The sequence below is a fragment of the Rossellomorea orangium genome (assembly GCF_019334305.1).
Taxonomy (GTDB): domain Bacteria; phylum Bacillota; class Bacilli; order Bacillales; family Bacillaceae_B; genus Rossellomorea.
Genome location: NZ_JAHWGH010000018.1, coordinates 57,390 through 71,991, shown reverse-complemented (window position 1 = coordinate 71,991; position 14,602 = coordinate 57,390). Strand labels below are relative to the sequence as shown.

General features: G+C 41.4%; 16 protein-coding genes and 1 other annotated feature. Of the genes, 14 read left to right on the top strand and 2 right to left on the bottom strand.

Annotated elements, in window-relative coordinates:
• The 12 genes from KYJ26_RS17635 to KYJ26_RS17580 form a co-directional block, all read left to right on the top strand.
• The coding region (locus KYJ26_RS17635) for a hypothetical protein (RefSeq protein WP_219169383.1) at window positions 1–224 on the top strand (224 nt) is incomplete at its 5' end.
• Complete coding sequence (locus KYJ26_RS17630; RefSeq protein ID WP_219168700.1) at window positions 187–378, top strand: hypothetical protein; 192 nt, start codon at window positions 187–189, stop codon at window positions 376–378. The genes KYJ26_RS17635 and KYJ26_RS17630, both read left to right, overlap by 38 nt.
• A gap of 76 nt (window positions 379–454) precedes the next feature.
• The gene (locus KYJ26_RS17625) at window positions 455–1,228 is read left to right on the top strand and encodes an HAD-IIB family hydrolase (protein ID WP_219168699.1); all 774 of its coding nucleotides are present in this window, start codon (window positions 455–457) and stop codon (window positions 1,226–1,228) included.
• Window positions 1,229–1,377: 149 nt separating this feature from the next.
• Window positions 1,378–1,812 carry a MarR family winged helix-turn-helix transcriptional regulator gene (locus KYJ26_RS17620; protein WP_219168698.1) on the top strand — a complete coding sequence of 145 codons (435 nt, stop codon included), beginning with the start codon at window positions 1,378–1,380 and terminating at the stop codon, window positions 1,810–1,812.
• A gap of 27 nt (window positions 1,813–1,839) precedes the next feature.
• Window positions 1,840–2,475, top strand: a complete 636-nt coding sequence (locus tag KYJ26_RS17615; RefSeq protein WP_219168697.1) for a nitroreductase family protein — start codon at window positions 1,840–1,842, stop codon at window positions 2,473–2,475.
• Window positions 2,476–2,499: 24 nt separating this feature from the next.
• Window positions 2,500–2,796 carry a putative quinol monooxygenase gene (locus KYJ26_RS17610; protein WP_219168696.1) on the top strand — a complete coding sequence of 99 codons (297 nt, stop codon included), beginning with the start codon at window positions 2,500–2,502 and terminating at the stop codon, window positions 2,794–2,796.
• Window positions 2,797–2,963: 167 nt separating this feature from the next.
• Window positions 2,964–3,842 (top strand): SMP-30/gluconolactonase/LRE family protein, encoded by an 879-nt coding sequence (locus KYJ26_RS17605; RefSeq protein ID WP_219168695.1) that lies wholly within the window; start codon window positions 2,964–2,966, stop codon window positions 3,840–3,842.
• Between the two features lie 67 nt (window positions 3,843–3,909).
• Complete coding sequence (locus KYJ26_RS17600; RefSeq protein WP_219168694.1) at window positions 3,910–4,566, top strand: O-methyltransferase; 657 nt, start codon at window positions 3,910–3,912, stop codon at window positions 4,564–4,566.
• 58 nt (window positions 4,567–4,624) lie between these two features.
• Window positions 4,625–4,835 (top strand) — a binding site (T-box leader).
• Window positions 4,836–4,974: 139 nt separating this feature from the next.
• On the top strand, window positions 4,975–6,225 hold the full coding sequence (tyrS, locus tag KYJ26_RS17595) for a tyrosine--tRNA ligase (RefSeq protein ID WP_219169334.1): 1,251 nt from the start codon (window positions 4,975–4,977) through the stop codon (window positions 6,223–6,225).
• Window positions 6,226–6,294: 69 nt separating this feature from the next.
• Window positions 6,295–7,299: a serine hydrolase domain-containing protein gene (locus tag KYJ26_RS17590; protein WP_219168693.1), complete on the top strand. Its 1,005-nt coding sequence runs from the start codon at window positions 6,295–6,297 to the stop codon at window positions 7,297–7,299.
• A 14-nt stretch (window positions 7,300–7,313) separates the two neighbouring features.
• Complete coding sequence (locus KYJ26_RS17585) at window positions 7,314–8,273, top strand: GNAT family N-acetyltransferase (protein ID WP_219168692.1); 960 nt, start codon at window positions 7,314–7,316, stop codon at window positions 8,271–8,273.
• Between the two features lie 73 nt (window positions 8,274–8,346).
• The gene (locus KYJ26_RS17580) at window positions 8,347–9,261 is read left to right on the top strand and encodes a ferritin family protein (RefSeq protein ID WP_219168691.1); all 915 of its coding nucleotides are present in this window, start codon (window positions 8,347–8,349) and stop codon (window positions 9,259–9,261) included.
• A gap of 41 nt (window positions 9,262–9,302) precedes the next feature.
• Here the strand turns inward: KYJ26_RS17580 and KYJ26_RS17575 are convergent, their stop codons facing one another.
• Both KYJ26_RS17575 and KYJ26_RS17570 read right to left on the bottom strand, forming a co-directional pair.
• Complete coding sequence (locus KYJ26_RS17575; RefSeq protein WP_219168690.1) at window positions 9,303–10,010, bottom strand: DUF421 domain-containing protein; 708 nt, start codon at window positions 10,008–10,010, stop codon at window positions 9,303–9,305.
• A gap of 148 nt (window positions 10,011–10,158) precedes the next feature.
• The gene (locus tag KYJ26_RS17570; protein WP_219168689.1) at window positions 10,159–10,776 is read right to left on the bottom strand and encodes an acetate uptake transporter; all 618 of its coding nucleotides are present in this window, start codon (window positions 10,774–10,776) and stop codon (window positions 10,159–10,161) included.
• A gap of 331 nt (window positions 10,777–11,107) precedes the next feature.
• Between KYJ26_RS17570 and KYJ26_RS24395 the strand changes: the two genes are divergently transcribed.
• Entirely contained in the window at window positions 11,108–11,188 is an 81-nt protein-coding gene (locus KYJ26_RS24395) for a putative holin-like toxin (RefSeq protein ID WP_226674494.1), read from the top strand.
• Between the two features lie 218 nt (window positions 11,189–11,406).
• Complete coding sequence (locus KYJ26_RS17560; protein WP_219168687.1) at window positions 11,407–14,571, top strand: DEAD/DEAH box helicase; 3,165 nt, start codon at window positions 11,407–11,409, stop codon at window positions 14,569–14,571.
• Window positions 14,572–14,602 lie beyond the last annotated feature (31 nt).

The following is a 14,602-nucleotide window of genomic DNA, read 5'->3' as shown; positions in this document are numbered from 1 at the left end:
CCGAGGAGGCTCACCGCCAGCCCCGCGGAAAGCGAGCACCTGTAGCGGAAATCAACCGCCACTCGCTACATCCAAAAGCAACAATATTTACGAAAACAGCCTTTAAGAAAGAAACCACTTTAGAACGGTGGCCATCGGTGGTATACTTGATGAATTGTTTAATGAGAAAAGGGGAAATACAACATTATGAGATATGTGAAATCACAAATGAAACTGTTGGTTAGGGATAATAAAGAATTGCAGTCACGCCTGAAAGTATTGATGGAAGAAATGAATTTAGAGAGGACGTTTGCTCTTAAAGCACTGTATCATTCAGAAGTTGCAGAAGGTGGAAAGTATCAGGCCGCCTATCAAGCGTTGGACTTGCCAAAGGAGTAACTAGTAGCTATTGAAAATGATTACTAAATCCTCTTTCCTATGGTAAAATCATACATATTGAGAGAGGGTGTTTATCATGAAATTTGTGTTTGACTTAGACGGTACAATTTGCTTTAAAGGTGAGCCTGTTTCTAAAAGAATTGTTCAATCCTTGCTGGATTTGAAATCGAGTGGTCACGAACTATTTTTTGCATCTGCACGGCCGATTCGCGATATGCTTCCCGTCCTGGATGTGAGATTGCATTCTTATCCATTAATAGGCGGTAACGGATCTCTTCTCTATCAACATGGAGAAGTCATACATTCAACATCCTTTCATCCAAACGACCTTGCGAAGATTCATGAGCTTATAGACCAATATGAAGCGACGTATTTAATCGATAGTGAGTGGGATTATGCTTATACAGGTCCTAACAATCACCCTATCCTGGATTTTTTGGATCCAGCCAATCTTGCCAGTTCCCTTCCGGTTGAATCACTGAATTCGATTGTGAAGATATTGTTGTTAACATCAACTAATTTTCAAGATATGTTGATAGATTTGAAGTCCCTGGATATCGTTGTGAATACCCATACGAATGAAAAGGTAGTGGATCTCAGCCCTGCCAATATACATAAATGGAGTGCTCTTTCAACATTTGGAGTTTCTGAAGAGGATTTTATTGCATTTGGAAATGATGCCAATGACGTTAGTATGTTCAGGAAAGCGAAGCATGCAGTGATGGTGGGCTACCATGAAGGGCTATCTGACTATGCCGATGAACATATCCCCTTTACAGGTGATTACGAAGAGGAGATCATTAAGAAATTGAAAGAATTGTCGTTTAAGTATATTGAAGTCAAGGAATGAAGCAAGAAAGCTGGTTAAAGGTTAGTATCTCTTTAAGCCGGCTTTTTTTAATACACAAACCTATTTGATTGACTATTATATTTAAATATATTATATTAATTGACGGGTCAACAATTGACCTGTCAATTATCTATAAGGAGGAGGATGCTTTGTCCAACTCGTGTCGTGAAGAAGAGAAGATCATCATTCAACTCAATGATATATATAAGCAAATGAGTCCGAAATTTGAGCGGTGTACTGGAATCAGTCAATCGCGTTTGGACCTGTTGCACAGGCTGTATGAAGTGGAAGAAATCAGCCAGACGGCACTTCAACGTGAAGTGAATATCGATAGTGCGGCTGTTACCAGGCATTTAAAACAGCTTGAAGGAAAAGGAATGGTTTCGCGGCGTAAAAATCCCGCTGACAACCGTTTCACCTTTGTCCGCCTGACAGAAGAAGGAAGGCTGAAGATTCAAGCTTACCGGGAAGAGAAAGAGATTTTCATCTCTAAGGTCTTCAAGACTTTTACAGAAGAAGAACGTTCAATTCTTTCGGACATGCTAAATCGTATCCAAGATAATGTACAGGACATTGAATCTTAAGAAATCATACAAGAAGGAGAATGCATCATGAATACAACAAAAATCAATGACTTTAACGAAATCATCACAGGTCGTCGTTCCATCCGTAACTATGATCCGTCAGTGAAAATCAGCAAAGAAGAAATGACTGAAATTCTTACAGAGGCAACCCTTGCCCCTTCATCCGTCAATCTGCAGCCTTGGCGTTTTGTTGTCATTGACAGCGAAGAAGGAAAGGCAGCACTTGCTCCACTTGCAAAGTTCAATCAAACACAAGTCAAGACTTCTTCTGCCGTTATTGCAGTATTTGTCGATATGAACAGCCTTGACTATGCAGATGAAATCTATAATAAGGCAGTCGAAGAGGGGTATATGCCTGCAGAAGTAAGAGACAGACAGCTTCCTGCCATTAAAGGTTTACTCGAAACGATGCCGGTCGATCAGTTCAGGGAGATGAACCTCATCGATGCAGGTTTGGTATCTATGCAGCTGATGCTTGCTGCGCGCGCTCACGGATATGATACAAATCCGATAGGTGGTTACGAAAAAGACCAAATTGCTGAAGCCTATGGCATGGATAAAGAACGTTACTACCCGGTTATGCTGATTTCAATCGGGAAAGCGGCAGATGCAGGCTACAAATCAGTTCGTTTACCAGTTGAATCCATCACAGAATGGAAATAATAGTACGAGAAGAGGAGAATCAGTATGATTATCATTCACGCTGAATTTAAGATCAATCCTATCCAGGAACAGGCATTTTTAGAAGAAATCCGCCCGCTAGTCGCTGCATCCAGAGCAGAAGCAGGTAATATCTCATACGATTTAATGAAAGATACTGAAAGAGAACATGTCTACACAATGGTTGAAGTATGGAAGGACTCATCAGCCGTTGAGAGCCATAATGCAAGTGAACATTTTACATCATTTGTAGGAAGGGCTCCTGAATATTTAGCAGCCCCACTTGATGTAAAGATTTATGAAGGTAATAGAATCGAGAAATAACTTTTTGAAAGCACCCTGCATCGCTGGGTGCTTTTTCATTTGGAATGAGAAAGGTTTAAGGAAGATGGGAAAGAGAGCAACAGGGAAAATGTAGGTTCATTTAAAGGGATTTACATTATTTAACTAGAATTACATATGTAGAGACCTTGTATAGAGAGGATTTTTTTATGTCAGTCAAATTAACAGTAGATGCAAGAAATACTCTGGGGGAAAGTCCTTGTTGGGACGATGAACGAAAGATGTTCCTGTGGGTAGATATTATGGGAAAGAAAATTTTTCGCCTACATTCTTTGAATGATGAGTTGGAAGAGGTCCAATTGGATCAATTCGTTGGCTGTCTTTCTCATACCAATAATGGACGATTAATCCTTGGACTTCAACACGGCATCCATTTTTATGATTGGGAGACGGGTATCTTAGAAAAAGTCGTGGACCCTGAAAGTCACCTGAAGGAAAACAGGTTCAATGATGGGAAATGTGATCCTTCCGGCCGCTTTTGGGCGGGAACGACTGATCAAACAGGGGTTAAAGGGAATGGGGCTTTATATGTTGTCGACTCTACTTTACAAATAACAAAAAAGGTCGGAAACGTGGGTACATCAAATGGCCTCGCGTGGTCACCTGATCACCGGTATATGTACTTTATTGATACCCCTACGAAGCAAGTGGTCAGATATCGGTATTTTGTAGATTCGGGTGAAATTGAATGTCCAGAGGTAGTCGTACAATTTCCTGAGAGTACAGGATTGCCTGATGGTATGACGATCGATGAAGAAGGAATGCTGTGGATCGCCCATTGGGGAGGGAAGGGGATATCAAGATGGGATCCATATAAGGGCAAACAGCTCGAATTTATTCCGGTTCCCGCAGTGAATGTGACCTCTTGTGCCTTCGGTGGACCGAATCTTGACGAACTATACATCACATCGGCGAGAACGAGAATGACAGAGGAACAGTTGTGTGATTATCCCTATGCTGGAGGGGTTTTTTCATTGAAGACGAATGTTAAAGGACTAAAGAATTTTAGGTTTGATGAGTCATCATAATGGATGAGTAATAGTACCAGTTATACATAATGATATTATGTAAACAAATTTAGGAGTGAGTAAACAAATGTCAACAGATACTTGGACAAAAGTAGATCAATATTATTCAGAAAAACTTCACAGTACCGATGGGATCATGGAGTCTGTATTGCTGGCAAATTGCGAAGCCGAGCTTCCTGCAATCGATGTTTCTCCAAATCAGGGGAAATTCCTTTCCCTACTGGCGCAACTTCAAGGGGCAAAAAGAATCTTGGAAATTGGAACACTCGGTGGGTACAGCACCATTTGGCTTGCCAGGTCCCTGCCGGAGGACGGCCGGATTGTGACATTGGAGTATAGTGAAAAACATGCAAAAGTAGCAGGACAAAATATTCGGAATGCCGGCTTGAAAGACAAAGTGGAAATCAAAGTTGGAGCTGCTCTGGACACACTGCCAACACTTCAGGGTACATTTGATTTCATCTTCATTGATGCAGATAAGCAAAACAACTCCAATTATTTAAAATGGGCACTTCGATTGTCGCAGCCCGGGACGGTCATCATCACGGATAATGTCGTTCGTGGAGGAAGAGTCATTGATGAAGCCAGTGAAGATGATAGTGTTCAGGGAGTACGAACATTTGTAGAACTGTTATCCAATGAAGAACGGATCGATTCGACGGTCGTTCAGACCGTTGGATCAAAGGGGTATGATGGATTTGTGATGGGGATCGTGAAGGGATAAATAAATTATTATTGTTTTTTCCTGAATTATCCTGTAAAATAAATGAAAATTCTAAATCATACATGTAATGATGGGATTCAGTAGTGACTTATCTCCCTGTCGCAGAGAACTGATGTCTGGTGAAAATCAGTACATAGATAAGCATGAATTACTTCCTTGAACATTCTTTGTGAACAGATAGAGTAGCAGAGAACGGACGGACCGTTATCCGTACAGAGTGGAAGAGTGATCTTCAATTAGGGTGGTACCGCGTTAACCACGTCCCTTTTTATAAGGGGCGTGGTTTTTTTGTTTAGGGAGTATTGAGAAGTGATTCATTGTTTTATCGGCGAACACATAAAACTTCAGCGAAGCGATGAGAAGAATGTTACAGAGAGTACGAAATCAGCCAAAAAAGGAGAATTGATGATGGATCACAAATGGAAATCCCTATCAGAAGTTCAGCAGCTCGAAGTTGAAAGGCAGCTGGCTCAATATAGAAATGGAGTGCATGAAATCATTCCAGAAGCAGAGTTAAAACAGAAACTGGTGAAGTCAATTTCAACCGGTAAGCCGTTAAAAATCAAGCTGGGTCTGGATCCTACTGCCCCTGATGTTCACATCGGTCACACGGTTGTTTTGAATAAATTAAGACAGTTTCAGGAAAACGGGCATATCGTTCAGCTTATTATCGGGGATTTCACGGGGAAAATCGGGGATCCGACCGGGAAGTCAGTTGCAAGAAAGCAACTGACAAATGAAGAAGTTAAGAGAAATGCAGAGACCTACTTTAAACAGTTCGGCAAAGTTCTCGACAAAGAGAAGGTTGAGCTCCATTATAATTCAAGCTGGCTGTCAGCCCTTGATCTAGAAGCTGTCATTCATTTATCTTCAAAGATCACGGTCGCGAGGTTGATTGAACGAAATGATTTCTCCAACAGGTTATCCGAAGGGAAGCCAATCTCGCTTCATGAGCTTTTTTATCCTTTGATGCAGGGATATGATTCCGTCGCACTTGAAAGCGATATAGAGTTAGGAGGGACGGACCAGCAGTTTAATGTACTGATGGGAAGACATCTTCAGGAACATTATAGCCAGGAAAAACAGGTTGTCATTTTGCTTCCTTTACTTGAAGGTCTAGACGGAGTGGAGAAAATGTCAAAATCCAAACATAATTACATTGGAATCGATGAAGATCCCAATCAAATGTTCGGCAAGACGATGTCGATTCCTGATGAGTTAATAGTTAAATACTTTAATCTCATAACAGATCTATCAATAGAAGAGAAGGAAAAGGTCGCCAATGAAATAAGTGAGGGCTCCTTGCACCCGATGGATGCCAAAATTCTTTTAGGGAAAACGATTGTGAGAATGTATCACGGTAAAGAGTCTGCAGAACAAGCTGAGAAACAATTCAAGGAGGTTTTCCAAAAAGGGGAAATTCCCGGTGATATTCCGGTAAAAGAATGGCATGGTGAAGGGAAAATATCCATCGTCGATCTGCTAGTTTCCTTACAAATGCAAAGTTCAAAAAGTGAAGCCCGCCGGATGATCCAAAATGGGGGAATCAGGGTCGACGGGGAAAAGGTGCTGAATGTGCAGGAGGAAATCACAATTGCAGATGGGATGGTTGTGCAAGTGGGAAAGAGAAAATTCAAGCGTTTGAAATTGGTGCATTAAAGCATGATACCCCTTGCCAGATAAACAATTCTAGATGGCCCCATTGACTATTAAGGAGCGAAGGAAGATATGAAACAATTATCAACCATAATTCAAGAGCATGCAGAAAAAAGTGATTTTTCAGGGACGGTAATGGTAAAGAAAAATGGGGAAGTTCTCGTAGCCTCTGCATTTGGATATTCTGATCGCAGTGCACGACGTGAAAACAATATAGATACTCGATACGGTATTGCGTCCGGGTGTAAATTGTTTACGGCAGTGGCAATCTGTCAGCTTGTAGAAAAGGGGATTCTGAGTTTTCATACACCGATAAAAGAATGCCTGTCCATTTCATTTCCACATTTCGATGATCGTGTTACCATCCAACACTTATTGACACATACATCCGGGATTCCAGATTATTTTGATGAAGAAGTGATGGATGACTTCGAGGATTTATGGAAGGAAACGCCCATGTATCTCATTCAGAAGGGAGAGGATTTTTTACCGTTCTTTCAGAATTCACCTATGAAATCTCATCCGGGTGAGACGTTTCATTATAATAATGCCGGTTATATCATACTTGGATTGGTTATCGAGAATCTTTCAGGGATGACGGTTCAAGAGTACATCGTGAAAAACATTTTCACGCCGGCATCTATGAACGCTTCCGGATATTTTCGCCTTGATCGGTTACCGGGTAATACGGCCAACGGCTACATTGAAGAAAGTGAAAACTCCTGGAGAACGAATATCTATTCCATTCCCATCCAGGGCGGGGCGGATGGAGGAGCATATGTGACGGGTCCAGATATGATCTCGTTTTGGGAAGCTCTCTTGTCCGATAAGCTTTTGAAAAATGAGAATACTGCGAGAATAACTGAACCGCATGTAAATGTGAAGGAAGGTGTGGACTACGGTTATGGAATGTGGTTGAACCTTCCCGATAAGCATCATGTGATGGGCTATGATCCAGGGGTGAGTTTTCATTCTGCCCATTACATGGAAAAAGATCTAAAAGTAGTAGTATTATCAAATAAAGGTTCAGGTGCATTTGAGATTTATAAGTTGATAGAAAACTATATAAACAGTTAAAAAGGGGCATGACAATGAGTACAGTGAAAATAGATCCTGCAAATATCGAGGACGCTTCTGTCCTTACTGCTGTCCAAAAAAAGGTGTTTGATGCAGAGAGAGTAAAATGGTTTCAAAATCAAACCGGAATCATTGATTACAATATCCAGCCCCCGGGCTATGATTCCATCGAAATGAATACGTATATGATAAGGGAATTGGATTATTACAAGGTCTTCTATGAAGATACCATCGTGGGTGGACTGATCGTTACCGTCGCAGGCAAACGCCGTGGACGGATCGACCGGATATTCATTGATCCGTCATATCAAGGGAGAGGAATTGGATCTCAAGTATTGAAAATCATGGAAGGAAATTATCCACATGTGGTGTCGTGGGAACTTGAGACGTCGAGCCTGCAACTGAGCAATCACACCTTCTATGAAAATTTGGGTTTTCAAAAGATATTCGAATCCCATGATGAATACTGCTATGAGAAAAAAATGAATGTAGAAACGGGTCCTCCAGTTATTCAAAGAGAAGTAACAATAGTGGATAGTAGTTTAAAAGACGTTGATCTCGCTGACACACATGTGGAACATTGCAGTTTGGAGAAGACCGAATTTTACGGAATTAACGGGAGTTTATCTACATTCAGCAACAGCAGAATGATGGGGGTGCAGTTTAGCAATTGTAATCTTACAGAATCCCGTTTTCAAAATATCAACTTTCAACGAGCACTATTGGCTGACCTCAATCTTTCACATAGCGAAATAGCTCATGTAGCTCTGGGCGGCGTTCATATTCATGATACACATCTTGGGGATGCAGGTGAACCATTGAGATTTGAGCGATGTGACCTTAAAGAGTCGAAGTTTCAAAACTGTAATTTAAAGAATGTTGACATTTCTGACTGTGATACATCCGGTATGATGATTGATGGGATCTTGGTGAAGGACTTATTGGAGGCTTACGCACAAAGAATGAAAAAGTGAAAATGATACAAACACCTATTTTTCGAGTAGTCATATCTTAGTATTGACTGGAAAAAAAGAGGTGAAGTTTAATATGAATCCATATCATTATTACCGGCAATTCAAACCGTTTAATCTGAATGGACACTCACGTGTGACCGAAAGTCACTCCTTAGTGGATGAGCTTCAAAAAGCCATCAATGGTGAGTACAGTGCGATAGCCTGTTATAAAAAGCTTGCAGATCTTGCACCCACTGAGGAAGAAAGACTCCGAATCCTGGAAATCAGAAAAGATGAAAAACGTCATTTTAAAGTATTCAGCGCGATCTATACAAATTTGACAGGAGTAGAGCCCAGTCCGATTTTGCAGGAAGGCTGTCCGGATGGATATAAAAGAGGACTTCAATTTGCCTTCAAGGATGAGCAGGAAACGGTTGATTTTTATCATGGCATTCGAGACGGAGTTCAGGATTCTTATATAAAGGAAACATTTTCACGAGCGGCAGAAGATGAGCAGAATCACGCTGTTTGGTTTCTGTATTATATAATAAAGAATCAAGGAAGAGGGTACGCTTCACGTCAAGGGAATTATGGAGCAAAGGGAGCACTTGCCGCCTCGACACTTACGGTTCCTCAAATGCTCGTTTATGCCATGCAGGACGAGTATCTTGCACAGGCTAGATATGATCGGGTCATACAGAAATTTGGAAATGTTTCAACATTTATGAGGATTAAAGAAGCGGAGCTCCGCCATATCGCAGCACTCCAGACATTATTTCAGCGATATGGAATCCCGTTGCCACAGGATCAGTCCCAATCTTACGTGACGACACCGGATTCGATTAAAGATGCCTACGGAGCAGGGGTTCAGGGGGAAATCGATAATATTTCAATGTATGATACATTTCTGGCTTATCCACTTCCAGAGGATGCAGGTTTTGTTTTCACACAGCTGAGGAATGCATCACAGAATCATTTAGCTGCGTTTGAGAGAGGGTTGGCAAGATAAAGTGATGCTTGAATAAAGAATGCGTCCCAGGCGAAATTCACTTATTCGATATCAATAGGGGAGTGGTTGTGGTCGTGAAACAAGTCGATAAAGAGAGTACCATCGCTGCTGACAACCCCGTAATATATTTCTCTAAGTGATAGCCCTCTGTAGCGGCATTCCTTATTCAACCACGCTTCACTGAATTTAGGGGTGAGGTTTTTTTTGATGATCTTTCCGTTCATGATCAGTTCAATTGGAAGCGGTGTGGAAGTCGGATCGGATAGTTGAAGATCCATTTTAGTAACGTGCTGGAAAGAATCTTTCTTTTTTACTGAGATTTGCCCGCTAACTTCCAATAGAGCATATTCAACCTCAGAAATGTCAAATACTCCTTTTTCACGCATTTGTTGATTTAAATCATCCAAGGTGAATTTCATTTTCTTCATATTATGTTCAAGCACTTTCCCTTTCTCGATCATAACCGTTGGAGTTCCTGAAATCCATCTTCGTACCTTCCTGCTTTGAGATGTTGTGATCAGCAGGAGATAGAATGAAATCACGAGGGCCATAAAGGAACCGAACATTTCAGTGAAATGAAGATGGGTATTGAATCCCATATTTGCAATCAGAGAACCAATCGTAATGGATAAGGCAAAACTATAATGGGTCTTATGCGAGTTAATATGTTTACCTATTATTAAGGTCACGAGAATCAACAATATAAAGCTGAGCAGCGTCCTCAATATGGATATAAGTACCCCTTCCATACTTAACACCCTTTTCTATGTAATCTATATTTTAGTATGGACAAATAGTTGATCTGTTATCTGTTTATTCTTTAACAGGATTCACCCCAATTTTGAAAAGGTAACAGAAAAAGAAGAACTGGGCGATTTTATGTCGCCCAGTTCTTCTTTATTTAAATATACCGAATGGTTTTCCAACTGGGAGCGTTTCTTTCCCGAAGTGAGTATTCAATACACTGGCAGCTGAACCATAAAAGCTGAAAAGAGCGATGAATAACTCAGAGATGGCTGCCAATTTGTGGGTAGCCTCAGGAGCGATTCCCAGAGTTGAAAGGGATAATCCAATAAACAAGAAATCAATCAGTACAAATATAATAAATAAGACCTTATGCGTTTCCATGGCGCCTACCGTCATGAAAATGCTGAATATCAAATACCCGATATACGCGATCCCCAGCTGTTCAGGATCGACCGCGGCTGCTGCTTGTTCTCCGAATACCCCGAATGAAATCAACCAGGACGTACCGACTCCAAGCCAGAATAGTCCGAATGCCCCGAATGCTGTCATTCCAAACGTGTTATTGTGCTTGGCATCCCCGAAGCTTGCCATCAGTTGAGCAATTCCTCCAAGGAAAATGGCCCAAGGTAATATGAACGAAACGCCGTCTGTCCAGCCTAATTTTGCCGAAGAAGCTACAAGGGTAACCATAGCCAGTCCGAAAAGTCCGAGAGCGGATGGATCGGCTGTCGCCATTTGAACCCGTTGGGTGTTTTGTGTGTGATTCATGTTGATGATACCTCCTATTAAACATACTTGACTAATTTACATGGAAAAGTCACGGTATGCAATAGAAAAAATGATGTAAGCGAAACTTTCATAAATTTATCGTTCTGCTGTTGTGTAGCATATGGCATTTTATGTTTCGTAGATAAAAATCTCCCAGGATATTTCATTATTCCGTATGTGAAAAAATCCCGCGTGATCTCTCAAAAGACCACACGGGATTTTTGGATTTCCAAGGCATATGCAATTCACAACAAAAAAACGCATGAAGTGAGTGAATCCTACATACATATCAAATGGGGACAAATAATTCTCCCGAAAGGAGGTGGAAATAATGGAGCAATACTATATTTTCATGCTTATGTTCCAAGCAGGAAGCTTCATCCTTTCGTTATTGAATCATATTGAAAAGTAGAGAACTAGGATATTTTCCGTACTATGACTGGCCTCATAGTGCGGGTTTTTTCTGTAGGATTCCATTCCTTTTATTTTATGACGATCATCCCGGAATTATACGTTTCTATTAAAATAGTAATACCGTCTCATTATTTCTAATTTCCCGCTTTGTTGTTATGATAAGTGTGAAACAGGGTTTAACCAAACCTGAAGATACTCATGGAAGGAACAGGTATTTTGAACGTTATACACCAAAAACTCATAAAAGATCGATGCGGTACCGTTTCTTACAAACGGGGAGAAGCGTATTACCGATCGAATAAAGTGAAAATAGAAGAATCGACAAACGACTATTATAAAGCGACAGTCATGGGGGAAGAAGATTTCCACGTGACCATTCAAGAGGATGCAGGGGGTGAAATTGAAGCTGAATGCAGTTGTCCAAAGCTTGCATCATTTGATAAAGACTGTCAACATATTGCAGCTGTCTTTATGGCGATTCAACATCAGCAGAAAAGCACAAGACCTTCTGAGGATAGCATCACTGAGGACTTTTTCACCCTTTTTCAAGAAGATTCCTTTCGAAAAACGGGTAAGCTGCGTCATTTTGAAAACAGACAGGTCCTGCAATGTGAATTCCTTATTCGGCCACTAATCCTTCTGAGCGGGGAAGAGGTGATCGCAATCGACATCACCATACAGAATATTAAGGTGCATGGGGTCCGTCCTTTTCTCTATAGCTTAAACGAAGGGAAACCGTTTCATATTTCAGACTCCTTACTATTCAATCAAGAGTTTCATTGCTTTGAAAATGCAACGGATGCTGTCATTCAACATCTTGTGACCTTATCAACAAATGCATCAAATGACAGTTACGACAGTTTGATTATTCCTCCATCGTCCTGGGAGCAGCTATTACCACTTTTGCTAAGAAGTGAAAATGTGAAAATACTCCAAAGTGATGGGGGCTTGGTGGAAATCATGGAAAGGGCACTCCCTCTTCCGTTAACATTCGACTTTACGCTGGATGAAGGGGGCGGTTTCCAATTAGGTATTTCAGGACTAAGGAACATGATCATCTTGAATCAGTATCAAGTGGTCATACATGATGGGGAAGTTACACAGCTTGAAAGCATGGACGTTAAACGACTTTCTGAATTAAAGAGACTCCTGAATAGATCAGGAAACGAATACATCCCGATTCCCCAATCACAGATTGGCTTTTTCCTCGATAAAGTTGCTGTAGGTCTAAAGAAATTAGGTGAGGTGAAACTTTCAGAAGACATAGCCCGGAGGTTGGATACGGCCCCCCTTGTGGCGAAATTGTATCTCGACCGGGTTAAAAATCGTCTATTAGCGGGACTTGAATTTCATTATGACGGAGTGGTCATTCATCCTCTTGAAAATAGGGAAACTCCTTCAGGATCACTTATCATCCGTGATGTCGAGAAGGAAGACCGAATCCTCGAATGGATGGAGGAGTTTTCGTTCGGGAAAACAGAAGGGGGATACTTTTTACATAATGAGGATTTAGAGTATGAGTTCTTAACCTATGGGGTGACGAAGATTCAGAAACATGTTCAAATCTTTGCCACCACCGCTGTCAGGAATAGGGTATCCAAAGGCAATCATACGCCGAAAATCCGGGTGAAAGTGAAAAAGGAACGAATGAACTGGTTGGAATTTTCATTTGAAATGGATGGTATACCAGACAATCAGGTGATGGGAATTCTCGAAGCGTTGGAAGAAAAAAGGAAATATTTCAGGCTGAAAAACGGTTCACTGCTGTCACTTGAATCAAAGGAATTCCAAGAAATCCAGCGGTTCCTTAATACCTCACAAGCCGAGAAGAATGATCTTGCGAAGGGGCTGGAGCTCCCACTGTATCAAAGTCTGGATTTGCTCGATTCTGTAGATAGAGTACAAACATTCATTATGGAAGACTCCTTTAAAGAATGCTTCCGGCACCTCATGGATCCCGATAGTAGGAAGATTTCAATTCCTTCTTCTATGGATCCACTGCTGAGAGGTTACCAGAAAACCGGGTATCGCTGGATGAAGACTCTTTCCCATTATGGAATGGGAGGGATTTTGGCAGATGACATGGGGCTGGGAAAAACGGTACAGAGTATTACCTATATCCTTTCTGTACTTGATGATATCAGATCTAGGAAGTTCCCGGTTCTCATAGTGTGTCCTTCATCCCTTACCTATAACTGGAAAAAAGAATGTGTGAAATTTGCTCCCGACATACAGACTCTCATCCTGGATGGGAACCAAGTGGAACGAAGGAAAAAACAAAAGGAAATGAAGGATGTTGATGTGATTATTACATCTTATCCTTTACTTCGCAGCGACAGTAAATGGTTTGAACTTCAAAAATTCCATACTGTCTTTTTCGATGAAGCACAAGCATTTAAAAATCCAGTCACCAAAACAGCCAGAAGCGTTAAGAGGATACAAGCTGAAAATCGCTTTGCATTGACGGGAACCCCTGTGGAGAACTCCCTTGAGGAGCTTTGGTCCATATTCCACGTTGTTTTTCCTGACTTATTCCGTGGCCTAAAGGATTACAGCCGCCTGACAAAAAAAGACATTTCGAAGAGAATCAGACCGTTTGTTCTTCGCAGATTAAAAGAGGATGTTTTGGCTGAGCTTCCCGGCAAAGAGGAATTCATCGAATCCATAGAGCTGCTTCCTCAGCAGAAAGAGCTGTACGCGGCCTATCTCGCGAAGCTGAGGCATGACACAATGAAGCATTTGGATAAAAATACGTTAAGAAAGAACAAAATAAAGATTCTCGCAGGCTTGACCAGGTTGAGGCAAATCTGCTGCCACCCGGGGTTATTTGTAGATGGCTATCAAGGTACCTCAGGGAAATTCATGCATCTCATGGACTTGCTTGAGGAATCCAGATTATCAGGAAGACGCGTCCTGGTGTTTTCACAATTCACAAAAATGCTTGAAATGGTGGCAAGCGAGCTTTCAGGGAAAGGACAGTCCTACTTCTATTTAAATGGAAACACTCCATCTGAAGATAGGATCCGGATGTGTGATCGATTCAATCATGGTGAGCGGAACGTTTTTCTCATATCTTTAAAGGCAGGGGGAACGGGGCTGAATTTAACAAGTGCCGATACGGTCATTCTCTACGATACGTGGTGGAATCCCGCCGTAGAAGAACAGGCAGCGGATCGTGCACACCGGATGGGACAGAAAAATACGGTGCAGGTGATCAAGCTCATTGCCAAAGGAACAATCGAGGAGAAGATGAACGAGCTTCAGGATAAAAAACGCCATTTGATCCAGGAAGTCATGAGTCCGAATGAAAACGTCGTACAAACCTTAACCGAGGATGAATTAAAGGAAATATTATCTATAGATGAGCAAAGAGTGGAATAGTAGTAGAATTTATACATGCTTTAGGAGATAC